Raw genomic sequence first — 26,838 nt, 5'->3', positions numbered from 1 at the left:
ATCAGGGTCCAGAGGTTAAATACCTCTCCCAAGAGACCGAATATATGGCTGCAATCTTGATTTCTGTTGGAAACATCAATTTCTGTAAAAACTTGGCTTGCAATTGGGGAGGAGTCCATATATGACTTGATCAAGATACCTGTCTAATCCCCCAGATTTACTTAAATAGCCAAATTCTGACCGTAGACCTAATGTTGGGGCCACAAGAATAATATTCCGTTGGCTTTCATTCGTTTTTTCCCTTAGCGGGAAGGTGGACGAACGCCAATATGAATCGATCGCCCAATCAGACTTACCCCCGCAGGGGGTCTTGTGTCCATGAAGATAAAGTATGATGTCGATTTTAGGTTTAGGTACATGCTTCTCGGGAAGAAAAATTCCGGTTATCGGTTCAGCTTCCCCCTCACAACCTAAAGGAATCTTTACATACAGTGTCCGGCCAGAAGGTGAGTGGGGTTCTTTTTTGTTCACGAGAAGGGGGGTTCCATGCACTGGAACTGATGCCTGATCCCTGCTTAACAGCGGTTGCACAATTCGATTGCGGATATCGACCCATGCTTGTCCAAGCGTATTAAAGAGCGGCTCTCCTCTTAATAGTTTGCAGCCGTAGCGTTCGGGATGTCGCGCAAAAAACACCAGATTGGTTAATACGTTTGAGTCGTTCTGACTTTGTCGCATAGCCATCTGTATGGCGGCTTCTTCTTTCCGTGATTGCAAAAGACTAATGACCGAAGCAGGAAAGGCACTTAAATCAAACCGCTGTCCGCTTTTGCAAGGTTGAATATTTGACGCGGCTTCGTTGATGATAAAAGGCGAATACCTATTATTCCATTCTGGGCATGCTTCCGGCCCAACTGATACTGCTTTGTTGTAAATACTCATTATTTATCTCTATACAGAGGGTGCCTGGCTCAGCAATGGTAATCTGGTTGTTTTGGAATAGGCTGTTGTAGCGCTTTGTAATAAGTGGGAAGGCAGAAACGGACATGAAGATGATTATGATGGCCGGACCAACGACTCAGCTTTGGATCGGATATTCCCCTGTCACAAAAACCGATTGTTTTCACCGGCAATATACCGTTATTGATGATCAAATCGATTAACTCTTTCGTAAGCGTTCGCGAGTAGTGCGATTCGCTGCACGCTGTCCCGGATTCCTTGTTATCGTTTCTCATCAAGCCAATGTCGATGTCTAGCCCTTTTTTATGGCTTTTATGAGGATCAATGTCGCCCCCGCCACGCTTGCTGATGTCTGATATTACGATTCGGGGGCCTTTCGGATGCGCGAAAAACCAGCGTTGGGCTATGAGCGTTAATGCTATGATGGTTTCAGGTAAGCCCCAGCGGCGGGAATCCGGTTTACGGCAGAAAAACCCTGGACGATCCTTAGGCATCAACGTGTTCACCTCGGGATTAGGTCCGCCCTGTTGGCTAATCGCCGGCTCTACTAATCGACTACGGATGTCCAGCCATTCTTTTTGCAGTTGTTTAAATTGTGGATCACCTTTTGAGATCGGTCGTCCCATTCCGCTAGTATCCCGCCTTTCTGAATGCCGCCAGAAAAACACCAGATCAGTAATATCTTCTCTGCTAAATCCACGCTGAAAAGCGAGTTTAACAGCTTCTTTTTCTTTTCCGTCGCGCAGGGCTTCTACGATGGGCTTAGGAAAAACAGATAGATTGAATTCTTCTTCGACTTCCGGGCAATCAGGGCAGTCGTCCTCGTATTCGTCAAACCATTCGGTCGATTCTTCCCCAAGTTCGTACCGATCAGATTCTCGCTCCACGGCTCCAGCTTGCGGTATTATGCGAACCGTATTGTTAGCCAGGTTTGCGACCCGAGCTTGTATAAAGAACGTATTCTTTTTTTGATTAAGGCCATCTACAATACCAATCCAGTACCAACGCTTGTTCTGAGCATAAGCTTGAGTGAAACGAAGCCACTCTTGATCGCTCGGATTGCGGCCATATCGATCACGGAAGTACACATGAGTTGAGCCGAACTCACTCGCGTTTCCTATGGGGTTTGGGATTCGGCCTGTCACTGCTTGAAAAGCCAAGGCACGAGCCTCGCTTGGAAGTTTCTCCCACACTGTCTGCTGAAGCTTGAGAAAATTGCGCAACTGCCCTTTGGGAATATTATCATAAGGAGGTTTGTAAAATCCTCCAGTCCTCACAAAATCCGGTTTATTCATGTGGCGCTTGGCCGCACCCCAGCTCCTCAGAATGGGCTGCAAGGGAGTAGAGTATGCTCTAATAAAATTATGGAAAGTCTTATAATAGCGGTGGGTAAAGAAAGCAAAGCGGTTGAACATCGCCCAAATAACTGCTTGGTTATCCAGATTGTTTCTGCCGCCTGCTTCCCCTACGATAAAGCGGGCTATCCATAGCAGATCATCAGGTGTGAATACATAAGTGAAGCGAAATTGACTTGGTTGCGAGATAGTTAAGGTTCCGAAAGGCCCAGTAGGCAGTTTGTCTATTGTTCTACCCCCGCTTAGTTCGAAATCGGGATATTTCAGATTAAGATCAAGCGATCCGGATTCTTCTGTCAATTCAGCTAACTTATCGAACGACGCCTCTATTTCCTTGGACTTCGGCTTCGAATCACATCGGCATTGACTGGCCGTTTGTTCGTATTCCTGGTAATCAAACTCTCGGAAAAAATCAAACGGTTCTTCCCGAAATAGAACTTGACATCTCATCGCTTGTCTCCTGTAGTAAACTGATTTACTTTGTAGGTCAATTCACAGGCGCATCCGAGACGTGCCTAAAATCTGCCTTCTAACACTCACTCCGACTCCATTTTTCCCCATTTCTGGAGTTGGCTCGGCTTTGAACAACCCGTCATATCAACGATCAGGTAAGGTGGTCGCGCCGGAAAATAGCAGCTGCGGTGACGTACGAGTCAATCCACTCGCGTCGTGTCCATTGTTTCTGAGAGCCTCGGTAGGACTGGTCTCCCATTCGATGACTAAGATCACGCCAGAAGATCCGGCGTTGATTTTGAGATAGAGCACGTCCATTAACATAGCCCACCAGCAACCCCATTTTGTAGTTTGCGATTGCGATTGAGCGACTCCGCGGGAAGGCCGAGTTGGGTGGAAAGTAATCATTCCCGAAATAGTTCTTGACCAATTGAGCCTGTCGTTTGTCTGCATCCATTACAACGCCTCGCGAGAATCCCGAGGAGGCCCAGTTGGCTGAAATCTTTTTTGCTGCCTCAAGATACGGGGCTCCCAATGCGAGAAAGTTTCCCACCGCCGCTGCAGCTAAGGCGATACCACCGAGAAGAAGCCCAGCCACAACAGTTGCTTCTGCAATAATCTCGGCCGCGGTAAATAAGACATGAACTATCTCAACACCATGATGGATCCTCAATCCTTTGCTCAAATCATGGGCTGTCTCGCCAACGATTTTTTTCGCATTCAGTCTGTAGTTAATGGGAACATACTTCTGAAAATTCGGATCATCCGGAATCACGCGAGCAAGTGCGAATGTGGATCGCTGTGGGGTAGTCGATGCGCGACCAACTGCTTCTCCTTCAAATTCATACTCAGTAAAATATCGCATTGTCTCATCGTTGTTGGAGTTCTCCCATTCGAAGTCAAATTCTGCAGCAGGTGATGTAGTGGCTGGCTCGGCTGGTCCCGACATGGCAGGCTCAGCAGACTGTCTAACACCGGCTCCGGGCGATTTTCCACCTCTCGCCGCTATTAACGCATCCCTGGTTTCAGGTCCCGCGATGCCATCGATCGGCAAGCCTTGTTTCTCCTGAAAACTGCGCAAGGCGCTGCGGGTCGCCGGATTCATAAAGCCGCTGACCGGTAATTGCAGATTCATAATTTGGTTCAACGCGCTCTGCACCCAGCGCACATATTCGCTGCCATGCTGCGGGCAGTTAGGCGCCGGGCAATTGCAAACTGAGGGGCCTCCAATTACCTGGACTGGCCGGCGAATCACGCGTGGCCGAAATCGCGGGCGGCGCATGCCGGGGCGGGTTCTGACGCGGGGAGTTCTGACGCGGGGAGTTCTGACGGGGCGGGTTCTGAGTGAACGTTGTGGAACCCGCCGTCCGCGCATCACTTCCGCTTCCCACTCCGATCCGTCGTATTTCGGGTTAAACTTAGCGCATGACTCGCATTCATGCTCCGTGTTTTCATCAAGTTCCTGAAAGCTATCGGTTTCCTCATCTTCAAATTCATCCAGTTCGGAATAGTCATCCAAGGCTTCAGGTTCAAGATTCAGTGCATATTTCATAATTGATCTCCTTCAGTCTTTAATCCGGGCCTTAATTATCCCGGTCAATGCGCAGACGGCGCGGCATTTTGCCAGTCAATGATGCATTTTCAGATCGCTTGTCGTTAGCTAAACGGCGCGTAGAGCCGCCGGTAAGATTATTCTTTGGCTGCTGCGATGCCAGACGTTTTTGTATCAACATGGAAGGCTGCGCATAACGCGCTTCTGCGGAGCGGGTATCGACGGTTTCAGCCGTCAGGTCGACCCCTGAGACCGCATGGTAAGCATGCATATAGCGCTGAATTTCAGGCCGCCAGTCCCTCGCCCAATTTCTGGCTTGCTCCTGATCGTTGACAACGATCCAGTCGCCATAGCGGATGGAGAGCACTATCTGCTCACCATATACCCCGAGTTCATGGAAATGGGTAATAGTGACATCCGACCAGCCCTGCAGCCGTTTCATGTCATCCACAGCCCCCATCCACGTCTCCTGATAGGGCACTGAATAACGGCCACGCAGAAATTCCTTCATCTCGGGGCGCGCCAGCATCCATTGCATCGTCAACATTTCGTGGCGCGCAGTCCACGGCAGATCGCCGAACTGGTTGTGCGCACCCTCGGCAAGGATGATATGAACTTCCCTCAAGGCGTTGAGCAGCGAGAAGGCGTCGGCGGTGACAGTGGCGTCATCGTCTTCGCGGTAGAACATCGCCGTACGGTAAAGCAAATTATGAAACGCCTTGATGAATTGCGAACGGCTATCGGCGGATTCCAGTCTGGGCACAGCTTTGCCCACCAAGGTAATGCCATACTGGCTGTCGTATTCGTAGGCACGGCGCTGCACGCTCAAGCGGCTATTTTCATCCTGAATAAATCCCCAGACGATATTGTTTAGCGGACGCAAAGGATCGAGTGCTAGGTTCGCCAGGGGATCTTGCGCATGCCGCCGCTTGTTTTGGAAACGCAACGCGATGGCGTTCATCGTCTGCACCAGCATGCCTTCCTCGTGCCAATACGACCAGATAAGTTCCAGCAGGCTGGGGCAGGTAAGCCGATGTTGCAGAATGTTATTGCAGTAGGGCGATCCTTCTTCAGAGCTCGAATTCAACGAAGGCAGGGCGCTGACGATCCGTTTCAGATAAGGTAATCCGGGCCCGCTGACACTGCCTACGCTGTTGGCGAGATAGGTTTCCAATTCCGTCTGGATGCCTCCAAAGGTAATCGGCATGTCGCGCCGTGTTTGTTCTGCGGGCACCACATCATCGCAATCACGCGGTTTAAAGCCGTCGGGGTGGGCCCTGTCGCGCGGAACAGGAACAACAAACTGTCCGTTCGTAGGCCGCCTCATGCCTTCGATCACAACGCCGCTTTCAAATAGCAAAAAGGCTTGTGTCGCCAGTTTTAACAGCTGGTAGGCATCGACGCCGTAGATGCCGGGCCGCCTGAGCAGCTCATCCCTTATGGTTGCAACTGAAGGTGATCCAATTGCATCAGCTTTTAGATCGCCCTGAACAGCCTGATTATAGGCGCACCGTTTGGTGCCTTCAGGAATTGCTTCACAAGCTGCTCTGCCACGATCTACTTCAGGAGGCTGGCAAAGTACCCGATTAATAAACTCATAATACCGCTCAAAGCTGATTGCATTGGTGCGATCCCGGATCGCCGCCCAGAGCGCCTGATCCGGCGTTGACCGCCCCGCTGCACGTTTTAAAGCTGTACTTGTGTTGAGGACGAATCCGTCTCCGTCGTGGAACGCTGCGGCTTGTCGCAGCAGACTAGCGGCATCTCCGGTCATTTTTAACGTGTGGACAACATGTCCGGTAGCATCGGTAATTTCGATGCCTTCAATAGGTTCTTCAGCCATAATATTTCTCCTCAATTAAAATCAATTACACCATTGCTGTAATGTCGCCCGAAGGCCCATGAACATGCATTTGGTGGCGGTGCGCTGCATCATGCTTTCCACAGGCCGCAGCGGTACTCAAAATGTCACAAACTGCCCAATAGGTCAGCAGCTTTGCCAAAATTGTGCTCTCCTGTTCCGGACTCATCCTGCCATCGGCCCGCGCCTGCCCGATCACCGCGAATACCAAGGTTGGGGCAGAGCGATACATCGCTGCCGGCATACGCTGCCAGTGTTCGTAATAACCGGTTAAACGATCAGGCTGACGGTTCCCGGTATCCATGACTTCGATCAGCGACCGGCCACGCAAGCTTCGAGGCTGATGGTGAATCAACAGATCGACGAACTCGGGGATGGCGGCTTCAAGCCGATTGAGCAAGGCATAACGCGCCGCATCCAGGCCGGTCTTCGGATAAAATGACTCCCAAAGCCGGGCCAGCCGTTGCCACTGCGGATGGGGATAAAGCGCCTCACCTATGGCGCAACTCAGGATGACCCGAATCCACGGAAAAGGATGAGGATCATTCCTATTGATGCGAAATACAAAGGCCCGCGGCAGACTCACTACACCCATCAAGCCAAGCGTTGAAGCCACACCTACCCTGGCGACCGACCAGAAATCGGCGATAATTTCTGATATCCAGCGTTCCCAGTAACGCCAAATGCTATTCTTGGCCTCGCGCTCCTGCAGCTGCAATAGCTGTCGAAGAGAGTTGACCAGATCCAGCAACTCCGCCGCCTGATGGCCGACTTCATGGATCAGCGAAGAGGCGATGCCGCTGCCGACCATGCGCTCGCGCGGCACCCGAATGACGGCTACCGGATTTTCTCCGCCGCCCGGCAGCCGGGTCCGGGCCCGGCGGATAGCCGCGCCCGCGCCACGATCCAGATAACAGATCACGGGAGGAACTGCGTAATAACCCTCCAGCCGCAGCGCATCCGCTGCCACCACATCCAGTCCCGCCAGCCTGACGCCGGTTTCATATTCACTGCGTTGGGTCAAGGCATCGGCGAAAATATCAAACTGCGAAAGCGTGACATTGAATCGTAGCCGCAGCAGACTCAAACGGTGCTGCGCCTCGGCTGGATGAGTGTTATCGTCGTCCAGTCCACGCAGCCAGCGCAAGTAGGCTTGCACTTGTAAACGCAGCGCCTGCCGTCCCGTGATCAAATAGCGATCAATCGCGGTTTGGGCGGATAACGAAATATTTGCCGCCGGCACGGCTGACTCAGTTAATGCAAACGGTTTCACCTGACCCAATCTGGCAAGCAAGGAACGCGCCTCCTGCATTAACATCCAGCGCACATAAGCAGGTTTGGTCATCATGGGCGACACGCCAATCAGCACGATAGCTGCTTAGACGTTGTACAGGATGATCTTGCGGCCCCGCCGCATCCAGCGTCCGCTGCGGCCGCTACCCGTCATGGGCGTGGCCGCCATGGAAGACATGGACGAACCGGGAGTGCCGGCAGAGCGTAACAGTCCAGGCGCATGTTGTTGGGCTGCTGTTACCGCCGCGGATTTTGCCGCTATTTTCGGCTCGACATTCGGGGAAGCATTTGCCGCCCTCTCCGCCGCAGTGCCTGCAAACCGGACGAACTGCTTCGCCATCTCAAATTCCTGATCTTCCTCACTTAACCCTTCCAGTTCCAGGCCAAATATTTGGCTTCCGGCGGACGCCAACTGACTGCCAATTGCTCCACCTGCGGGACCGCCTATCATGGTGCCAAGCGCCGGCAACGCCTTCTGCGCCGCGCTCTTTAAAATGCCGCCGAGTGCTTTACCAACCGGTGATTTGATAAATTTGCCGGCAGCGCGCCCAACCTTTTTGAACAGCTTGCCGAAAAACTGGTCGAGTTCCGCTTCATCCATGAGGCCCAATAATTCCGAAGCCAAGGCCATTTCCTCGGCTTCATCGAGTACCCCTTCCATATCCCCATATTCAAATTCACCGTCCTCATAATCAGCTTCAAATTCCATTTCCGGTTCATATTCCATCAGTGTGCGATCGATATCATGCATGGCTCTATCCTCTTAAAAATGTTGATGATTGCTGGCTGGCGACGCTTCGAGCCCAAGTCCCGGCGCATCGCCTGCTGCAAAGGCAAAACCGCTACTGGCCTTAGCCCCTGAAATTACGCCTAAATACAAGCCCGATGCCCTTCGCCAACGGGCAAGGCTATTCTGACGACATCCTGCAAAACGCCGCTTGCCGCCTGACCGATTGGGGATCTCAACCTCTTGCCGATGGCCCTTCCTGCTTTCTTGATCAATCTATCCAGAAAGTGTCGGTCACGCTATTAACATTGCATGCGCTGTGCCAGCTTCTTCCAGTATCCGTGTAAAACGATTTAACCTATTGAAATATAAATATTATATTCATTAGTATGAAATTAATGCGGGGACCGCATTCATCTGGCTGGGCGAAATTGATTTCGGCGAAGCGAGGTGGAAGCCGGTAACGGACGAAAAACCTTTCGCTAGCGTTGACGGTTTGAGTGCCAGCATTTGACATAGGAGCAGCCACTAGTCCTATCGTTCTTAATTGCAGCGGCCTAAACATTCAGTTTAATGCCCAGAATATCAAACGGCGAAAGCACTCGGGCATTCGGCGATAGCCGCAGCATTTGGACAAGATGGTCATGCAGATCAACTGATGAGGCAGGCAGAAAAGAAGATGTTGCAGCACATGTCCAACTGACTGATACAATTAAGCATTTAAAAGATAAAAAAAAGCCATCGCTCATGCCAAACAAGGTTTTAATGATGTCATTACCAAAACATGCTAAAGAATCAATAATACCTGTTGCGCCGATCTGGCCAATAAGAAAACCCGCTTTTTATACTTCTCCATAAATTTGCCACCTGTTAATCACCCAGTAATTCCTATGTCAAATAAAAAATATACCCTTGGCTTTATCGGCATCGGACTGATGGGCAAGCCCATGACTTTGCGCTTGCTGAATGCAGGCTTTAAAGTCCATGTCTGGAATCGTACGCCGGAAAAATTAAAAACCGTCACTGACGCTGGCGCCTGTGCGTGCGCTGCCATTGCCGAATTGGTTAAAGCCTCTGATGTGATAATGTTGTGCCTGGCTGATACGGCTGTCGTTGAATCGGTGGTATGCAATCATATTCTGGAAAACGGTTCAGCAGACAAGCTGCTGATTGACTTATCGAGCATTCATCCGGAAAACACCCGGCAGTTGGCATTAACTCTTTATGAAAAATGCGGCATGGGTTGGGTTGATGCGCCCGTGTCGGGCGGCATCGCCGGGGCAGAGCAAGGCAGTCTGGCCATCATGGCAGGCGGCAGCGAGGAAAATATTGCCATCGCACGCAAGGTCCTGGCTCCGCTGTATCATCAATTAACGCATATGGGTGATGTTGGCAGCGGCCAGGTCAGCAAAATATGTAACCAGATGATTGTCAGCTGCAATGTACTGGTCATCGCCGAAATGATTGGGCTGGCCAAACAAGCCGGTGTTGATGCAGAAAAAATACCCGCAGCGCTGGCCGGAGGCTTTGCCGATTCCAGACCCTTGCAGATCGTCGGCCCCGAAATGGCGACCGGCACATTTGAACCGGTTAAGTGGCGCGTTAAAACATTGCTGAAGGATTTGCACATGGCGGTTGATTTGGCCGCTTGCCAAGGCAATGCCACGCCTATGTCGGGCCTTGCGGCGCAACTCATGCAACTGCATGGCAGCCGCGGCTATCTGGAGCAAGATCCTGCCACTTTAATCAAATTATTTACCCGGTCTGATGCTTAACTTCAGCGCCAATATCAGCTTATTGTTTAACGAAACAGAGCTTATTGATCGTTTCAAGGCCGCAAAACAGCATGGTTTTAAGGCGGTTGAAATTCAATTTCCTTACAGCCTGAGCGTCGAAGCAATACAAAAAACGCTGGAAGACAATGGATTAAGACTGGTTTTGTTTAATGTGGCAGCCGATGATTTGTTATCAGGCGGAGAAGGACTTGCCGCTGTTCCCAGAAAGCAGGATCAGTTCCGGCAGGCTGTCGCTCAGGCCCTGGCTTATGCAGAAATTTTAAAACCGGAAGCTGTCAATATCCTGCCCGGCTGCTGCCATGATAAAAACCGGCAGCCGGATTATCTGGAAACTTTTAAAGAAAATCTGGGTTTTGCAGTCGAGGCATTTGCGCCTTTAGGCATTAAAACGGTATTTGAAGCGGTCAATACTCGCGATATGCCGGAGTTTATCATCCATAGCGGCGAGCAAATGCTGGACATCCTGGATCAGCTTGATAGCCCGAACCTTTTTATGCAGTACGATATTTATCACATGTACAGGATGGGCGAACAGCCTGAGGAATTTATAAACCGGCATGCAGAAAAAATCGGCCATATCCAATTTGCGGACTGTCCGGGACGCGGCCAGCCCGGTACCGGACAGATTAATTTCAGGCAGCTTTTTTCGGCCATCGAAAAATCTTCTTATTCGGGTTGGACGGGGGCGGAATATAAACCGGCGGGGCTTACCAGTGAAAGTCTGGGCTGGTTTGGAGCAAATACAAAGCCGGCGGATAATTTCGCTCGGCAAATCTAATTATTGCGTCAGCTTCAGATATTTCTGATACAAACTTTCGTGATCTTCGATATGCAGGGGATCTTTCGTTATGCAATCAACCGGGCATACTTCCATACATTGAGGCACGTCATGATGCCCCACGCATTCGGTACACAGGTACGGATTAATAATATAAATGTCTTCACCCTGGGAAATCGCGCCATTCGGGCATTCCGGTTCACAGACATCACAATTGATACATTCATTATCAATAACAAGAGACATATGGATTCCTCTAATTAACTTTAAATTTATCGATTAGACTCTGGTGAACAATATCAGGAACAAAACAGGATACATCACCGTTAAGCTGCGCAATTTCCCTGATCATGCTTGAAGAAATAAAGGCATAGCGTTCGGCCGGCGTTAAAAACATGGTTTCCACATGGGGCGCCAGATGCCGGTTCATGCCGGCCAATTGAAACTCATACTCAAAATCAGATACCGCCCGCAGTCCCCGCAAGATTACCTGCGCTCCGTGCTCGGTGGCAAAATCAGCCAGCAGCGCATTAAATCCCAGCACCTGTACATTCGGATATTCTGAAGTCACCGCCTCAGCCAGGGCCAGGCGCTCTTCAAGAGAAAATAGCGGGGTTTTTCCTCGATTAACCGCGACAGCTACAATAATTTTGTGATAAAGCCGGGATGCCCGCGCAATCAAATCCAGATGTCCATTCGTTATGGGATCAAACGTGCCCGGATAAATCGCGGTAATCTGCATGGCTTGTAGTCTTCAAAAATGCGGCATTTTATCGATACCGGTTAAAAAATATTGATTTGGGTCATTATACTGTATTAAATAATCACCTGATACATAGAGGTAACTCTGTAAAAAAACAGGGAGAACGAAAATAGAGGAAATTAAACGAAGTTATTTGACCGCATTTGAAGATTTCAAGGCCAAAATGGCTATTCAGTATTAGCCGTTATATTGGCTCAGCGACAAAGCCAGGTTAGTCTGTTTGGGACTCATTATACATAAAGTAAGAGGGCCAACGGTTATTATGGCGATTTTATTAATGCCGCCGACAATAACGATTTGCTGTATTTCGCCCAAGTGAAGAATGGCTTCACCTTTCTGCGCAATACGAACACTTTCCTGAATCATTGCACCCAATGCATCAGTATCCGGCGTTGTTCCGGATTGGGCCAGAATGAGCCCTTCATGGTAGGCGTTACAGGCAGTTACGCCGGCTGAATTAATGACTCTATTGACCAGAGCTTGAACGGCTTCGATAAATTCAGTACGTTTTTGACGGCCTTGCTCACTCCTATTTAATATATCATTTCCTTCCTGTTTTTGTGAGAGGCTGTAAGCCTCTGCGAGTTGATACAGCGTCAGAAGTTGAGATTCAAACCAATGCATCGAAGGACTCAGCCGGCCTATGAAAAAATTTTAACGTTAGAGGAAATTGACAAACAGCTTCTTTAAAACAGGGATAGTCTCCTTGAGTTCAAAACGAACCCGGCCCAGCAGGGCTTCCCGTTCAGTTACCAATGCCAGCATGAATCCAGCCTCAACGGGAGCCAACAGAATATATCCTTCGGTGTTTTCGCAAATTACCATATTGGCCAAATTATGGCCTACATGCCGGGCAGCTTTAGAGGCGGCCCCGAACACAATCTGGACTGAGGCACCCAGGGCATCGGTATTGACTTCAAAATCCCGGTGAATATGGGTAACCAAACCATCGCTATCAATGATCGCCGCCGCCGTAACCCCCTGCAAACTCATGAGATTACGCAGAATGGAATCAATCTCACCCGAATGCGATCTGCGAAATTCGATAGAGTGTATATTGCTCATAACATGTTCCTGAATGACCTAGCCTGATAATTCGCCGGATTAAAGCAGGTCAACCCGAATCAGGCAGGTTTTATCGCCAACGGCATTGCATTTAGTCTCTGTGGCGCGAACATTGCGGCCGAAAAAGGTCTTGACAATGCCCCCGACCATACCCGCCTCGAAGTGGCAAATGGGAGCGGACACATCATGAACCCCGGCGCAGGAAACACATTCATCAACTCTTAACTCAAGAACACCAGCGCTCAGGTCAACTTTTTCAGGGACAACCAAACCTATACTCAATTGGCGGCAAAGCTGTTCGATTTTACCGACATAGGTTTCAATATCATTATTGGCTTTTTCCACAGCAATATGACCTATTGCCTGTCCCAAACCTTGACCGGAATGATAGACTAGAGCTGGCGCTCCGTTGCCCAGCATGTCTTCAACATTCGAACCCATGGCAACCATACGCAAAACCTGGAATAGCCGTATCGGCACCATTGGCCCTAAATCCTCCCGATTTTCAATGCCAAATTCCCCGGCAATTATGGAGTCAAAAATCTGTTGCTGGGCAATCTGGTAATCTGTTCTGGTATTCTGGCTCATGATAATATTCTCCTCTTTATTTTTATTATTGCTTCCCTGCGCAGGATAATTCGGCGCGACGGTTAAGTGCCCGTCCGGATAGAGTGTCATTCGATGCGACTGGAGTGTGCATGCCTTTTGAAGCGGTTTTGATCCTTTCAGCCGGAACGCCATGGCTGATAAGTAACCGTTTTAAGGTATTGGCTCGCGCCCAGCCCAATGTTTGATTGTGGTCAGGCGAACCCAGACTACATGTATAACCGGTAATTAAAATTTGATTATTGCACTTTTCCGCAAGACGGGTCAAATCCGTTTTTTCGGTTTTCGATAAGTCTACGGTGCTGGATGCAAACTTGAAATACACTTTAAAACCGTTGCTTATCAATGACTTGTCATATTGATCTTTATCTTTTTGAGGAATTGCCGCTGTAACCGGTTCACTAATCGGAGACTTTTTTGAGGCGGCCATTTCAGCTTCGGCAGACTCCCCGGCATGAGAAGTTTGATTTTCCAATGCTGCCGGTAATTTATTTGGCGATTCTTTTTCAGCACGGGTGATTTTATCATTTAATTCAGTCAGATTTTCCGGTCTTGCAGAAGTTTGAAGCGGATGGCGCTGCAGGTTTTTTTGCAGCCAGAACGCGGCTATCGCCATGATTATCAAAATTGCCGCGAGCCCGAATAATTTAAAATAGAAATATTGGGGTTGAGGCTGACGCGACGCTGGCAGGATACCGTCCAATCCGTCGTGATCCAGAGAGTGTGGTTGTTTCATTTAATTCTCCAGTTAATTATTGCGTGAAAACCTACACTGGGAAACATGGTTAAGTGTCTCTGACAAAGGGTCCTTAACGCGTTAACCGCCACATAGTACAATAGAATCGATAGAGCTTATAGAAAATCGGATTTGTTATTGGCGATATCCTGGCTATTAACCACAACTGGAAGACTTGAATTTGAAGGTAATCCTTATACTCTGACCGTATACGCTGATGGCAAAAGAACATCTGCAGACTCCCTCTTTCCTTTCATTGTGAGTAAATAATTGGAAGATAACGTAATCTTTTTTACGCCCAATCATTATCGCGGGTTTCATGCAGCCTGTAGACAGCAAATAGACTAATGGCTGCGGCTAGTGATACATAGCCTCCAACCCAGGCCAGTCCGCCTTCATTAACAAGCCGCTGCGCGATATAAGGAGCAAACGATGCCCCCAGGATGCCGCCCAGGTTATAAGCTGTTCCTGCCCCGGTGTAGCGCAGCTCGGAAGGAAACAATTCCGGCAGCAAGGCTCCCATAGGTGCAAACGTGGCTCCCATCAGAAATAACTCCATCGACAGGAAAGCCGTAATCATCACGGGTGAGCCGCTTTCGAGCATAGGTTCCAAAGCGAAACCGGACAGCAATGCAGCGCTGCCGGCGCTCAGCAAAACCGGCCGCCGTCCGAAGCAATCGCCTGCCCATGCCAACAGGGGCGTGGCTGCGGCCATAAACAGCACTGCCACAGATAACATGCCGAGAAACTGCTGGCGCGGAATATGTAGCGCTGTGGTGCCATAGCTCAGGGAAAATACTGTCGAAATATAAAACAACGCATAGCACACTACCATAGCCAGCGCTCCCAGAAGCAGCGGGGCGGCATGGCGCCTCAGCATATCTCCGAAAGGCAGGCTAAGCTGTCGGCGCTGTTGCAGCACTCTGGCAAACACAGGGGTTTCAGCCAATGCCAGGCGTACGTATAAACCGATCGTGACCAGAACCGAACTGGCAAAAAACGGAAGCCGCCAGCCCCAGTCCCTGAATTCCTGCTCGCTAAGAAAACGGGCCATCAACAAAAAACTTCCGGTCGCGCAAAGAAATCCAACGGGCGGGCCCAGCTGAGGAAACATGCCGTACCAGCCGCGCTTTCCGGCCGGCGCGTTCTCGGTTGCGAGCAGCGCCGCCCCGCCCCATTCTCCGCCCAGACCAATGCCCTGGCCGAAGCGCAGAAGGCACAGCAAAATAGGAGCCCATACGCCAATAACCTCATATCCCGGCAACAAGCCGATCAATGTAGTTGAGGTTCCCATGACCAGCAGCGCTGCCACCAACGTTGTTTTACGTCCGATGCGATCGCCGAAGTGCCCGAACAGCATCGCGCCCAAAGGCCGGGCGAGAAACGCCACGGCAAAGGTAAGAAAGGCATTGAGCGCTTGAACTGACGGGTTGCTGCCGGGGAAAAAAACCGGCCCGATGACCAATGCCGCCGCCATGCCATAGATATAGAAATCGTAGAACTCGATGGCGGTGCCGATAAAACTGGCCAGGGCGATACGGGGAATGGAGGGTTTGATGAGGGTTTCGGTCAACTGATGCCTTACAGTATGTCGGCGATTAAGTTTCAGTATTCTTAAAATTATAAAGAAAAGTAATACGCCTTAATTTTCAGCGCCATTAACTTTCTTCGTTTTGCCAGGAATTCTGAATAATCTTCACTATCCATATTGATGATGTCAACAGGAATGCAATTAGCCGCTAAGTTTGCGGTCAAGTCTTCGGTGCAGGATAAACCGCTTATCAGTTTATTATTGTTCTCAATCTGGCTTTTTATTTGATCAAAGTAATCTTTGGGGGCTTTGTTGCCCACCTTGATGTTTATCTCGGATTGCATATAGATATAGTTGGCTATTTGATTATAGTGGCACGTTCCAAGCCTTTTTTCTTCAAATAATCTTTAGGGAAAAGATGATGAATGTCGCCTTTTATATTAATTAGATCCCCCACTGTTACATCTTTTGACAAGAAGCCTTTGTCATTAGCCTTGACCTGGGCTGCCAAAAATACATGAAAATAAGGACTGCTCGCCACTGATGTATCCAGGCTTTGCAGTAAGGCTGCGCTCCAAAATGCCTCTGATAATTCTCCATTGCCGAATTTTGTACTTCAAATATCTCGTCCATAGGATTAAAAGCAATTTTTATTTTAACCCTTTGATAAGTCTTATTAACTACATACTCGCCCAAAATAGCGGCCGTAAGAGCAGTAACACGTTGCTGACCGTCAATTAGTATCTTTTTGCCTTGGCTTATGCCGCCATTCTTTAAACGCACATTAGGGTTTTGCCAGGCGATTACATAGCCGATCGGATACCCTTGATATAATGAATCCATCAAATCACGCACTTTAGAGCTATCCCAGACAAACGGTCTTTGTATTTCGGGAATGGCTATTTCACCGGCCCTGACATAAGATAACAGGGTTTCGATTAAATGTTGGTTTACAGAATATTTTTGCATTTTAATGTTCAGACCTGAAGTACGACGCTACGAAAAGATACGCTAATGTGGTTAATTTTAATTTTCTGACGGTCTGGCAAACCTAACCCCATTGAGTCTGAGTTGAATCTGCTAATGCTGATTTAACAGGTAAGAAGACTCGAACCGCCTGCTTCGATAACCCGAAACCTTCTGCCATTGCCGCATCCAGCTCTCGTTAATACCTTCAGCCAGTTCAGGGATCACTTCCATCAACTGCAACGAAAGTCAAGTATTGTAAGTATAGATGATAATGCCAAGGGCGCTAATGTTGAGGACGGGGCTTTCGCCTATTGCGAAAAAATCGAGTACAAACCGTACGCTTGCTTGGTATTAGTCGTAATAATTTTACGACATAGAGGGCGGCACTATGCTTTTTGGGCTTTTGGGCGTATGCAAGTGCATGAATCATAATTCCAGAAGTTGCAAAACAAATGGCAACTCCAGGATGTAATTTCATAAGCCTGTCTGATCAATTGCATTTAATCTATTTTCAATACCTTGGCGCCGCGAATTTTCCCCGCTTTCAACTCAATCAACGCTGCATTTGCCTGTTCCAGGGCAAACACCTGAACTTCGGGTTTAAGCTGCATGTCAGCCGCCAGTTTCAAAAAATCGTTGACATCGCGGCGGGTAATGTTGGCCACGCTCTTTATTTCTTTCTCGAGCCACAGATGAGCCGGATAGTCCAGATCCAGCAGACTGCTTTTGTCGCCTTCCTTGCGGATCGCATTAATGACCAGCCTGCCGCCGGGTTCCAGATTTGCCAATGCCTCAATGACAGGCCGCCATGCCGGCGTCGTATCAATAATGCTGTCCAGTTTATGCGGCGAACGTTCAGTGGTATCGCCTGCCCATACGGCACCCAGTTCCCTGGCAAACGCTCTCTCCTCTGCACTGCGGGCAAAAACATAAACCTCGGTGTGCGGATACTGGTATTTTGCCATCTTTAGCACCAGGTGACCGGAAGCGCCAAAGCCCGTCAGTCCCAACCGCTGCCCATCTTTTATTCCGGTCAGGCGTAATGACCGATAGCCGATAGCGCCGGCGCACAGCAAAGGCGCAGCCTGCACATCAGTAAAAGCGGCCGGTATGAAACAGGCGAAGTTTTCTGCAACGGTCATATACTGGGCGTATCCGCCATTGACATCCCGCCCTGTTGCCTGAAAATCAGGGCACAGATTTTCATGACCGGCCAGGCAGAATTTACATTCCCCGCACGCAGAGAAAATCCAGGCAACGCCCATTCTGGCTCCGATTTTTATTGCGCTTACCTTGCTGCCGGCAGCTTCGACCCGGCCTATCACCTGATGGCCGAGGACAACCGGCAAGTGCGAAGGCGCAGTGCGCCCTTCAATTTCATCAAGCTCGGTATGACAAACTCCGCAGGCTGAAACTTTAAGCAGAACCTCGTGCTCACGGGGAATGGGGACGGGCAGGTCCACAAGCTCCAGCGGAGCCTTGTTTTCTTCAAGATTAGTCAGCTTTTTCAATACCATGGCTTTCATTGAGCTCACCTTTTCTGATCTGGAAATATAGGTATTTGGTCTCTAAATAAAAACTCAACCCCGAAATAACTTTAACCCAAAAGGTCTATGAATCGATCGACCTCATCCTCTTCAGTAGCAAAACTTGTCACCAGGCGCAATAAAATTTCATTCTCACCGAGCAGCCCTGGTTTCGAGCGCGGCGGATTCCAGGCATAAAAGACGGCTCCTTTTTGCCTGAGTTGGTCTTCTAATTCCTTATCCACAATGCAGAAAACCTCATTTGCCTCAGCTCGCCAGGCCAGCCGGGCATTTTTAGAAGTTATTATGCCGTTTTGCAATCGCTGCCCCATATTGTTGGCATGACGGGCCATATCCAGCCACAGATTATCGTTCAGGTAGGCGTCAAACTGGCTTGCGATAAACCGGGTTTTGGAAAAAAGCTGCGCCGCGCGTTTGCGGATAAACGGCAGATCCGCGGCCATCTCCGGGTGCATAAAGACCAGTGCTTCGGCGCACCAGCAGCCGTTTTTTGTGGCTCCGAAAGAGACGATGTCGACACCCCGCTTCCAGGTCATCTCGGCAGGCGAAAGATTTAGCGCCACAAGCGCATTGGCGAAACGCGCCCCATCCATATGCAACGGCAGTCCGTTATTTTTAGCAATTTCGGAAATCGCCAGAATTTCATCAGGGTGGTAGAGCGTGCCTATTTCAGTCGCCTGGGTGATGGATATCGCCATAGGCTGACCGGCATGAATAAAACCGGGAGGAAAGCGGTAAATCTCGGATTTGAGGCTCTGCGGATCAATCTTGCCGTTTTCACCGTCAACCGGAGCCAAGCGTGCGCCGTGGGTAAAAAATTCCGGAGCTCCGCATTCATCCTCAATCATATGAGCTTCGCGATGACAAAAGGAGACGCCTCCCGGCCGATTGACCGCAGCCAGAGCCAGGGAGTTTGCTGCCGTTCCTGTGGCGACAAAGAATACCGCGACTTCGCGCTCAAAAAGCTCATTGAATTTTTTCTCCACGACATGGTCCAGCTCGCTAGCTCCATACGGCACGGAAAAGCCCGCGGCTTCATCCGAAAGCCGCCTTGTAATGGCTGGATGCGCCCCTGCCCAATTGTCAGATGCGAAGATCATTTTATCGATGACTTTGTTTGGAATCCCTCGCTTGCCTCGACCACACAGAGAGCGGTGAGATTTACGATCCGGCGAATTGTCGCGGCGGGGGTTAATATATGAACCGGCCTGGCGCAGCCAAGCAGCACCGGGCCGACCGCAACACCGTGGCCGGCAGCGGTCTTAAGCAGATTATAGGAAATATTGGCGGCATCAAGGTTGGGTAAAACCAGCAAATTGGCGCTGCCTTTCAATTTCGAATCCGGCATTAACTTCTTCAGCAACTCTGCATCAAGAGCGGTATCGCCATGTATTTCTCCCTCAATTTCAAGTTCCGGCGCCTGTTTTCGGAGAATGGCCAGCACTGCCCGCATTTTTTGCGCGGATTCGCTGTTGCTGGCGCCGAAATTGGAATGCGACAGCAATGCCACCCGCGGCGCCAAACCAAAATGGCCCATCTGCTCCGCGGCCAATAGCGTAATTTCAGCGAGCTGCTCAGCGGTCGGATTTTCATTGACATGAGTGTCGACCAGCACAAGCTGCCGGTCAGGCAAAATAAGGCCGTTCATCGCCGCATAGACAGTTGCGCCTTCACGTTTACCCAACACCTGATCAATATAATGCAAGTGCGAGGCGGTAGTGCCGAAAGTACCGCAAATCATGCCATCGGCATAGCCTTTATGAATCAGCATCGCGCCGATCAGGGTATGGCGGCGGCGCATTTCCAGTTTGGCATACTGTTCGGTGACGCCTTTACGCTGGGTCATTTGCAGATAAGTCTGCCAGAAATCCCGGTAGCGCTCGTCATATTCCGGATTGATTACGGTGAAATCCATGTCAGGCTTGAGGCGCAAGCCGAATCTTTCGATGCGTTGCTGCAAAACCGCCGGACGGCCGATCAGTATGGGCTTGGCGATATCTTCATCGATTAAAATCTGCGCTGCGCGCAGTACGCGCTCTTCCTCGCCTTCGGCGAATACAATACGTTTCCTGGTAGCCGGCGCACTCTTCGCGACATGAAAGATCGGTTTCATGAAGCTGCCGCTGTGATAGACAAACTGCTGCAAACGTTCGATATAAGCTTGTATATCCTGGATAGGGCGCGAGGCTACGCCCGATAGTGCCGCCGCTGCGGCAATTGCCGGAGCAATTTTGGTCATCAGGCGCGGATCAAACGGCAGCGGAATCAAATAGTCCGGCCCAAAGGATAAATTACCGCTGCCGTAGGTAGGCGTAAACATCTCCGATTGTTCGGCTTGAGCCAATTCCGCAAGCGCGTGAACGGCGGCAATTTCCATTACGCGGTTTACGGTTGTGGCGCCGCAGTCAAGCGCGCCTCTAAAGATGTAAGGAAAGCATAGCGCGTTATTGACCTGATTCGGATAATCGGAGCGGCCGGTAGCAATGATTGCATCCGCACGCACGGCTTTGACTTCTTCGGGTAAAATTTCCGGCGTCGGGTTGGCCAGCGCCATGATCAACGGTCGGGCCGCCATGCTTTTGACCATGGCCGGTTTCAGCACGCCGCCCGCGGACAAACCCAGAAATACGTCGGCGCCGGGTATGACTTCAGCCAGGGTTCTGGCGCTGGTCTCCTGGGCAAAACGCGCCTTATTATGATCCATCAATTCAATTCGGCCTTTGTAGACTACGCCAAACAAATCGGTAACGGTGATATTCTCAACCGGAAAACCCAGGTCAACAATCAAGTCCAGGCAAGCCAATGCCGCAGCGCCGGCCCCGGACACAACCAGCTTACATTTTTTAATGTCCTTGCCGACTACTTTCAGGCCATTCAGAATGGCGGCTCCGACGATGATGGCGGTGCCGTGCTGGTCGTCGTGAAACACCGGTATCTTCATCCGTTCGCGCAAGCGGCGCTCGATATAAAAGCATTCGGGCGCTTTAATATCTTCGAGGTTGATGCCGCCGAAAGTTGGTTCCAGGGCTATGATAATGTCGCACAACTTATCCGGATCAGGCTCGTTAATTTCAATATCGAACACATCGATGCCGGCGAACTTCTTGAACAGCACCGCCTTGCCTTCCATCACCGGCTTGGCAGCGAGCGGCCCGATATTTCCCAGGCCAAGCACGGCAGTGCCGTTGGTAACGACCCCGACCAGATTGCCGCGGGCGGTGTATTTAAAAACATTGGCCGGATCGGCGACAATCTCATCACAAGCTGCTGCGACTCCCGGTGAATAGGCCAGGGCAAGATCGCGCTGATTAGTCAATTGCTTGGTCGATATAACACTGATTTTGCCTGGCGCGGGAAACTCGTGATATTCGAGCGCCGCTTCTCGCAACTGCCTGCGCAGGTCTTCTTTTGGATCCTCGAGCGAATTCATTCTGTTTGGCCTTCCTGTTTTTTTGTTTCTGGCTAGCTGATGATTTTAACAGAAGGAATCTTCCGGTTTATTTGTTTTGATGTGCCAATTCAGCGGATTTTGTAAGGCTCAACTGAAACAGGACACTGACCCTATAAATTTAACAATGCGCGATTATAAATAGCTCGTTGCAACACCTTGTTAAATTAATAGGCCTGCATTCAAGATAAATGGCCCATCTTGCCGCCCTGATAATCCGCCATGGCCTGACGAATCTCCTCAGCCGTATTCATCACAAACGGCCCGCTGCCCGCGATAGGTTCATCTATGGGTTCGCCGCCGAGCAGAAGAACCGTTGCGTCGTTGGCGCTATCGATCCGAATGGTTGTTCCGGCACGGTCAAACAGGCCGACTTCGGCCGGGCCGATGACTTCGGAACCAGAGACGCGCACAGACCCTTTTAGCACTACGAGCGCTGTCGTATAACCGTCGGGCAGGTTCAAATCCATCTGTTGATCACTATTCAGCCGCATATCTTGGACATGGATAGGCGTGAAAGTCTGGGCAGGCCCCCTCGCGCCTTCGAATTTGCCGGCAATGACACGGACAGATCCCTGCCCGTTTGGCAAATTAACAATGGGAATCTGGCTATTCAAAATACTCTGGTAACGGGGTGGCGTCATCTTGTAGCGGGCGGGAAGATTTACCCAAAGCTGCACCATTTCGAACTTGCCGCCGCGCCGCGCAAAATCGCGGCCATGAAATTCTTCATGCACCACCCCGGAGGCGGCAGTCATCCATTGTACGTCACCAGGGCCGATACTGCCGCCGCCGCCGGAAGAGTCGCGATGCTCAACGCTGCCGTCATAAACGATGGTTACGGTCTCGAAGCCGCGATGCGGATGCTCACCCACTCCCCGGCGCTCATCCGTGGGAGGGAAATTCACCGGGCCTGCATAATCGAGGAGCAGAAACGGACTCAGAACCGAGCCCAGATCTGAGTAAGAAAAAAGCGTTCGCACAGGGAACCCGTTACCCACCCAATGACGCCCTGTGCTGCGCTCGATGCTGAGAAGCTTTTTGAGGGGATTTTGTTCGTTGGTTGTTTGCATCTTGTTTTCCTGATTAGCAAGAATTTTTCAGTCAATTTGTAACACATACTCTATTCCGTCGTTCCGGCAGAGCCTGCCCCGGTCAGGGATTGCCGGGGGAGCGCCGGAACCCAGAGACCCGGGATGGGTTACATAACTCATATCCCTGTAGCCTGGATAAGGCCATCCATGCCGGTATGACGTTTGGATTATTTGATCTTATCTATCCAGCGGGCAACTGTCTCATGCAACTGCATTCTGTATATTAGCCGGAATCAAGCTATCACAATTCAGAAGCTGGCTGCAAATCAATGCGCTTCTTATAGTGTATGGAATAAGGTAAAAGTCCGGGTCAGCCTTGAATGCAACATACTAACGCTGTCCGATTGAGTTTTGGTTTTTATTAATAATGTGGTCGTTATCAATCCCCCCTTTGCATCCATTTTAAGCAGAACGCTTTAAGGATGCCATCAAAGACAGGACTTCGTGTTCGGGAACATCCAGCTCCAGCAAGGTTTTTTTAAGGTGTTCCACTACCTTATCCAGTTGCAAGTCATTTAAATGTTCGTTGATCATTTTTCTATAGGTTTGACGCAGGTTTTCACTGGAAAAATTTTTCGCGCTTGCTTCACTGCCAAAAACGCTTTTCAAGAACTGTCTTTGTTTATTCAGGAGCGATTGAATATTGATTGCTTCCAGCAGATGGCTAAGGGTTTTATCCAGCAACAGCTTCCGGACAAGGCTGTCTGCAATGACCTGAATGGCGCTTTCGCCGCCTAGTCTTTGGTACAAGGGAATACCATGCAGGGCAAAAAAATCGCTCCGTTTCAGGGCCTCATCGTCCGTACCCCAGACAATGTTCTTTTCGGTTTTTTTGAGCAAAGGGATATGCTTGGAGCAGTGTATATAGGCTTCTTCAACTTCCGCCATTATCCAGCGTTCGGGTCGGTGTTTGCCTTCAGCATTGATTTCCTGGTGATGCCGGCAGAAAGATCTTTGCGGTATTTCAGCAGCTCATCATGTTCAACGATTTTGGCTTTGCCGTTGACATGCAAGCCGACGCTGCTTTCGAAAAAGTCCACGAAAATCATGCCCATACGGTGATTATCAATAATATTGCCCTGGCTGGCCATGACGCCGTTGCCCCGGTATTCAGGATAAATTAAGTACTTTTCATTCAGCGGCCTGACGAAACCGGGCTTGCCAAAACGGAATGAACAATCACAGTCGCCGTGCTTATCGGCAGTTGCAATAAACAGCACTTCCTGTTTGGCGATAAATTCCAGCATGACAGGAGACAAGTAATTCAACACCGGCTTGTTATAAAAACGCAAGGCGCATTGCGTGGTGCCATATTTAAGCTGCAAAAATGCTCGCCCTTAGAGCCAGGCAGCAAGGTAACCGGAGTTGACGGAGAAGCAATTTGCTTTTGCCTGGTCTTAAATAGAGGGAACATGCTGGCTTTCCTTATCCATATAATTAATCATATTTTAAGTGCCTGGCAATAAGCAAGCATGAAGTTTGCCTCCATCTTTGCTTTCGATTTCCGCCACTCCCCCGGACACGGATTGCCGGGGGAGTGGCGGAAATCGAAAATTGATACATTTTCATATTAGTGGGCATTCTTGCTAATCAGTTTATTGTTAGACCTTATCAATTTATTATTCTGTCGCCTACCAAAACCATTTTTCCAAAGGGTGGTTTGCAGCTGCTTATTGATTTACACTTGGGTTTGCTATCGGAAAAAATAAAATTCATATTGGAGTAAATTAATGGAAGCTTATCCTTCTGAACTTTTGCTGATCGTCTTTATTGCCATGCTGGCCCCGCTCCTTGCCGAGCTGCCGGCCGGGTTCCGCTTGCCAGTCGTAGCTCTTGAAATTTTGTTGGGCATACTCATAGGCCCTTATGTATTTGATTTGGCCCGCCCCGATGGCATAATCAATATATTGAGCGAGCTCGGGTTGACGTTTTTGTTATTTATGGTCGGCTTTGAAATCAATCCCGACAAAATACGCGGCAGGCCGCTAACACTGGCAATAGGCGGCTGGTTTCTATCGTTTCTGCTGGCGATTGTCTGCATGTTCCTGTTTCATGCCATCGGACTTATCCAGGCTCCGCCTCTATTGGCGGCAGTCGCATTATCGACCACTGCCTTGGGCATACTGGCGCCCATTTTGCGGGATCAGGGCGAACTGGATACCAATTTCGGGCGCTATATGATTGCTGCGGCAGCTGCGGGCGAGTTCTGCCCTTTAATAGTTATTTCAATGATGCTGATCCCGATGCACAGCACTTTTGTACATATGCTGTTCATGGTAACGTTTATTATCGTTGCTCTGGTGACGGCGAATATTGCCCTGCGGATGCGCTCAGCCAGAGTTATCGAATTGCTGGCGCGCACCTTGCAAAGCAGCGGTCAATTGCCCGTGCGAATTTGTATTTTGCTGCAGGCGTTGTTTGTCGCGCTTGCCGCTAAATTCGGCCTGAATATCGTCATAGGCGCCTTTGCCGCCGGCCTGGTGGTTGGACTAGCGAGCCGGGGAGAAAAAGGAGACTTATTGCGGCATAAGCTTGATGCCATTGGCTATGGCTTTCTTATCCCCATATTCTTCATTGTTGCGGGTATGAAATTTGAAGTCAGCGCTTTGTGGTCGGCTCCCATGGCTCCCCTGCAGGTAATGTTGTTGTTGGGATTGCTGGTCGTGGTAAGGGGCATACCTGTAGTGTTGTATAAAAAAGATTTGACTCCCGAAGCAAGAGTGCCTTTTGCGCTTTATTCCGCTACCGGCCTGCCCTTGATCGTTATCATCAGCGAAATCGGTGTTTCCTCGGGGCTTATGGCGCCGGACAGGGCGGCAATACTGGTCAGCGCAGGCGTAATATCGGTCTTGCTGCTGCCTGTTTTAGCTGTGAAGCTGCGCGGAAAATTCAGTTTGTCCTGGTAAATCTCGTTACCAGGCTATATGGAAGCAGGTTTTATCGCTGTCTATATAACTTCTGCCAACAGTATCAACAATAGCGGCCAAGTGGAGTGATTCTACGACGTCAATACCAACCTTTCACCCCTCCTGCTGTTGTGTATAACGGTAGCACCTGTATCCCCTCGAAGTTCCTAACTCAATCTTTGGCACTAGCTTTCAGACATAAACGATAAAGCGGAATGCCCGGACATCTTGCGAATTGTAATTTACAGATATTCCGAAGACGGTCCTGACAATTCCAGCAGATTGATTAGCTTCATCCTGATAGCCCAATGCGTAAGCTCAATATCGCTGGCCACGCCCAGTTTTCGCTTGATCAGGTAATGGCAGTTTGATACGGTTTTGGGACTGAGATTGAGTGTTTGCGCGATATCATCCGTCGATCGGGCTTCAACCAGCATGCGCAGTATCTCAAATTCACGTACGCTTAATTCCTGCAGCGCCTTGTGGTCACCCCCCAATGTTTCTAGGGCCAATACCTGGGCAATGTCAGCACTCAGCGTCAGCCGTCCAGCATGGACATCCTGGACAGCCTCAATCAACACCTGCGGCATACTGCTTTTGGTGACATAACCCAATGCCCCGGCGTGGATAGCCTGGACAGCGAAACCGGGATTCTGGTGCATGCTGAAGACCAGAATTTTTGCCGCCGTAGCATTCTGTTTAATGCGGGCGATGGCCTGCAGCCCTCCCTGGCCGGGCAAGGAAATATCCATGATCACAATGTCGGGGCTGTATTCCTTAAAGCGCCTGTAAGCCTGCGCTCCGTCAACCGCTTCGGCAACCACGATCATTCCCGGCTGCTTCTGCAAGAGCGAGCGGTAGCCTTCACGGATAATGGCATGATCATCGACCAGAAGAATGCGGATGCTTTTCGCCGCGCTCATCCCTTCGCCTCTGAAACAGGCTGAACAGGAAGCTCCACTTCAACAATCAGTCCGGAAGGTTTACCTAAAGCCAATATCACCCTGCCTCCAAGAGCGATGACTCGCTCCTGTATGCCGGGCAGGCCAATGCCTGAACTGTGTTTAAACGGCAGATTATCGGCTATGCCGTTATCTTCAATTCTCAGAATTATACGGTTGGCGTCGCCTGCCGCCAAAAAAGAGCCTGTAGTCAGCGTTATCTTCGCATGCGTAGCCGCTGAATGTTTGGCTATATTGGTGAGGCCTTCCTGAACAATGCGGAAGACAGTGACAGGAATGGGTTCGGGCAGCCGATCAAGGCCGCCATGCATGTCCAGGCTATAATGAATTTTGCCGCCGCAGCCGGCATTCCATCCAGCCACCAGACTTTTTAGAAGCTGTTTGGAAATTATCGCGTCAAGCCAAACGATTCACCATGATGCGAGTCATGGCGATGTAAATCCAAGCTTCGTCGATGCGAGTCAGTCGTTCGTAGGCTTTACTGAGACGACGCGAA

Annotated in this window: 28 protein-coding genes; 5 read left to right on the top strand and 23 right to left on the bottom strand. The window is 50.0% G+C overall.

What is annotated here, in order from left to right; all coding sequences use genetic code 11:
* Positions 1-75 precede the first annotated feature (75 nt).
* From HUX64_RS13600 to HUX64_RS13575, 6 genes are all read right to left on the bottom strand, one after another.
* Positions 76-882 carry a hypothetical protein gene (locus tag HUX64_RS13600; protein ID WP_174626764.1) on the bottom strand — a complete coding sequence of 269 codons (807 nt, stop codon included), beginning with the start codon at positions 880-882 and terminating at the stop codon, positions 76-78.
* Between the two features lie 29 nt (positions 883-911).
* On the bottom strand, positions 912-2,705 hold the full coding sequence (locus HUX64_RS13595; protein WP_174626763.1) for a penicillin-insensitive murein endopeptidase: 1,794 nt from the start codon (positions 2,703-2,705) through the stop codon (positions 912-914).
* Positions 2,706-2,859: 154 nt separating this feature from the next.
* Entirely contained in the window at positions 2,860-4,260 is a 1,401-nt protein-coding gene (locus HUX64_RS13590; RefSeq protein ID WP_174626762.1) for a peptidoglycan-binding domain-containing protein, read from the bottom strand.
* Positions 4,261-4,291: 31 nt separating this feature from the next.
* A complete protein-coding gene (locus HUX64_RS13585) occupies positions 4,292-6,118 on the bottom strand; it encodes a hypothetical protein (protein WP_174626761.1) in 1,827 nt (608 codons plus the stop codon).
* Positions 6,119-6,128: 10 nt separating this feature from the next.
* Positions 6,129-7,469: a hypothetical protein gene (locus tag HUX64_RS13580; RefSeq protein ID WP_174626760.1), complete on the bottom strand. Its 1,341-nt coding sequence runs from the start codon at positions 7,467-7,469 to the stop codon at positions 6,129-6,131.
* Positions 7,470-7,499: 30 nt separating this feature from the next.
* Complete coding sequence (locus HUX64_RS13575; RefSeq protein WP_174626759.1) at positions 7,500-8,165, bottom strand: hypothetical protein; 666 nt, start codon at positions 8,163-8,165, stop codon at positions 7,500-7,502.
* 134 nt (positions 8,166-8,299) lie between these two features.
* Here HUX64_RS13575 and HUX64_RS13570 point away from each other — a divergent pair, with 134 nt between their 5' ends.
* From HUX64_RS13570 to HUX64_RS13555, 4 genes are all read left to right on the top strand, one after another.
* Positions 8,300-8,488, top strand: coding sequence for a hypothetical protein (locus HUX64_RS13570; RefSeq protein ID WP_174626758.1), 189 nt, complete (start codon positions 8,300-8,302; stop codon positions 8,486-8,488).
* 226 nt (positions 8,489-8,714) lie between these two features.
* Positions 8,715-8,999: a hypothetical protein gene (locus tag HUX64_RS13565; protein WP_246247027.1), complete on the top strand. Its 285-nt coding sequence runs from the start codon at positions 8,715-8,717 to the stop codon at positions 8,997-8,999.
* 32 nt (positions 9,000-9,031) lie between these two features.
* The gene (locus tag HUX64_RS13560) at positions 9,032-9,916 is read left to right on the top strand and encodes an NAD(P)-dependent oxidoreductase (protein WP_174626757.1); all 885 of its coding nucleotides are present in this window, start codon (positions 9,032-9,034) and stop codon (positions 9,914-9,916) included.
* Positions 9,909-10,715, top strand: a complete 807-nt coding sequence (locus tag HUX64_RS13555; RefSeq protein WP_174626756.1) for a hydroxypyruvate isomerase family protein — start codon at positions 9,909-9,911, stop codon at positions 10,713-10,715. Before HUX64_RS13560 ends, HUX64_RS13555 begins: the two co-directional genes overlap by 8 nt.
* Here HUX64_RS13555 and HUX64_RS13550 read toward each other — a convergent pair whose 3' ends face one another.
* The 15 genes from HUX64_RS13550 to HUX64_RS13490 form a co-directional block, all read right to left on the bottom strand.
* Positions 10,716-10,961, bottom strand: coding sequence for a YfhL family 4Fe-4S dicluster ferredoxin (locus tag HUX64_RS13550; RefSeq protein ID WP_174626755.1), 246 nt, complete (start codon positions 10,959-10,961; stop codon positions 10,716-10,718).
* A 10-nt stretch (positions 10,962-10,971) separates the two neighbouring features.
* Positions 10,972-11,457, bottom strand: a complete 486-nt coding sequence (coaD, locus tag HUX64_RS13545; RefSeq protein ID WP_174626754.1) for a pantetheine-phosphate adenylyltransferase — start codon at positions 11,455-11,457, stop codon at positions 10,972-10,974.
* A 198-nt stretch (positions 11,458-11,655) separates the two neighbouring features.
* The gene (locus HUX64_RS13540) at positions 11,656-12,102 is read right to left on the bottom strand and encodes a roadblock/LC7 domain-containing protein (protein WP_174626753.1); all 447 of its coding nucleotides are present in this window, start codon (positions 12,100-12,102) and stop codon (positions 11,656-11,658) included.
* Positions 12,103-12,138: 36 nt separating this feature from the next.
* Positions 12,139-12,543: a roadblock/LC7 domain-containing protein gene (locus tag HUX64_RS13535; RefSeq protein WP_174626752.1), complete on the bottom strand. Its 405-nt coding sequence runs from the start codon at positions 12,541-12,543 to the stop codon at positions 12,139-12,141.
* 39 nt (positions 12,544-12,582) lie between these two features.
* A complete protein-coding gene (locus HUX64_RS13530; protein ID WP_174626751.1) occupies positions 12,583-13,131 on the bottom strand; it encodes a V4R domain-containing protein in 549 nt (182 codons plus the stop codon).
* Between the two features lie 25 nt (positions 13,132-13,156).
* Entirely contained in the window at positions 13,157-13,885 is a 729-nt protein-coding gene (locus HUX64_RS13525; RefSeq protein ID WP_174626750.1) for an OmpA family protein, read from the bottom strand.
* A gap of 292 nt (positions 13,886-14,177) precedes the next feature.
* On the bottom strand, positions 14,178-15,458 hold the full coding sequence (locus HUX64_RS13520; RefSeq protein ID WP_174626749.1) for an MFS transporter: 1,281 nt from the start codon (positions 15,456-15,458) through the stop codon (positions 14,178-14,180).
* 47 nt (positions 15,459-15,505) lie between these two features.
* Entirely contained in the window at positions 15,506-15,760 is a 255-nt protein-coding gene (locus tag HUX64_RS19295; RefSeq protein WP_217426540.1) for a hypothetical protein, read from the bottom strand.
* 115 nt (positions 15,761-15,875) lie between these two features.
* On the bottom strand, positions 15,876-16,385 hold the full coding sequence (locus tag HUX64_RS19290; RefSeq protein ID WP_217426539.1) for a DUF262 domain-containing protein: 510 nt from the start codon (positions 16,383-16,385) through the stop codon (positions 15,876-15,878).
* 500 nt (positions 16,386-16,885) lie between these two features.
* Positions 16,886-17,911 (bottom strand): zinc-dependent alcohol dehydrogenase family protein, encoded by a 1,026-nt coding sequence (locus HUX64_RS13510; protein ID WP_174626748.1) that lies wholly within the window; start codon positions 17,909-17,911, stop codon positions 16,886-16,888.
* 71 nt (positions 17,912-17,982) lie between these two features.
* Positions 17,983-19,032 carry a threonine aldolase family protein gene (locus HUX64_RS13505; protein ID WP_174626747.1) on the bottom strand — a complete coding sequence of 350 codons (1,050 nt, stop codon included), beginning with the start codon at positions 19,030-19,032 and terminating at the stop codon, positions 17,983-17,985.
* Complete coding sequence (locus HUX64_RS13500; protein WP_174626746.1) at positions 19,029-21,362, bottom strand: NADP-dependent malic enzyme; 2,334 nt, start codon at positions 21,360-21,362, stop codon at positions 19,029-19,031. The genes HUX64_RS13505 and HUX64_RS13500 overlap by 4 nt, the downstream gene beginning before the upstream one ends.
* A 200-nt stretch (positions 21,363-21,562) precedes the next feature.
* Positions 21,563-22,453 carry a pirin family protein gene (locus HUX64_RS13495; protein ID WP_174626745.1) on the bottom strand — a complete coding sequence of 297 codons (891 nt, stop codon included), beginning with the start codon at positions 22,451-22,453 and terminating at the stop codon, positions 21,563-21,565.
* A 423-nt stretch (positions 22,454-22,876) separates the two neighbouring features.
* Positions 22,877-23,362, bottom strand: a complete 486-nt coding sequence (locus tag HUX64_RS19285) for a group I truncated hemoglobin (protein WP_217426538.1) — start codon at positions 23,360-23,362, stop codon at positions 22,877-22,879.
* On the bottom strand, positions 23,362-23,799 hold the full coding sequence (locus tag HUX64_RS13490; protein ID WP_217426537.1) for a pyridoxamine 5'-phosphate oxidase family protein: 438 nt from the start codon (positions 23,797-23,799) through the stop codon (positions 23,362-23,364). The genes HUX64_RS19285 and HUX64_RS13490 overlap by 1 nt, the downstream gene beginning before the upstream one ends.
* Before the next feature lie 405 nt (positions 23,800-24,204).
* On the opposite strand from HUX64_RS13490, the gene HUX64_RS13485 reads away from it, so the two are divergent.
* The gene (locus tag HUX64_RS13485) at positions 24,205-25,380 is read left to right on the top strand and encodes a cation:proton antiporter (protein ID WP_174626744.1); all 1,176 of its coding nucleotides are present in this window, start codon (positions 24,205-24,207) and stop codon (positions 25,378-25,380) included.
* A 242-nt stretch (positions 25,381-25,622) separates the two neighbouring features.
* Here the strand turns inward: HUX64_RS13485 and HUX64_RS13480 are convergent, their stop codons facing one another.
* Both HUX64_RS13480 and HUX64_RS13475 read right to left on the bottom strand, forming a co-directional pair.
* Entirely contained in the window at positions 25,623-26,303 is a 681-nt protein-coding gene (locus HUX64_RS13480) for a response regulator (RefSeq protein WP_174626743.1), read from the bottom strand.
* Positions 26,300-26,704 (bottom strand): sensor histidine kinase, encoded by a 405-nt coding sequence (locus HUX64_RS13475; RefSeq protein WP_174626742.1) that lies wholly within the window; start codon positions 26,702-26,704, stop codon positions 26,300-26,302. The genes HUX64_RS13480 and HUX64_RS13475 overlap by 4 nt, the downstream gene beginning before the upstream one ends.
* Between the last annotated feature and the right edge of the window lie 134 nt (positions 26,705-26,838).

This window comes from Candidatus Methylobacter favarea, from assembly GCF_902806695.1.
Lineage (GTDB): Bacteria > Pseudomonadota > Gammaproteobacteria > Methylococcales > Methylomonadaceae > Methylobacter_B > Methylobacter_B favarea.
Note: the sequence above shows the minus strand (reverse complement) of the source record. Positions and strands in the feature narration are given on the sequence as shown.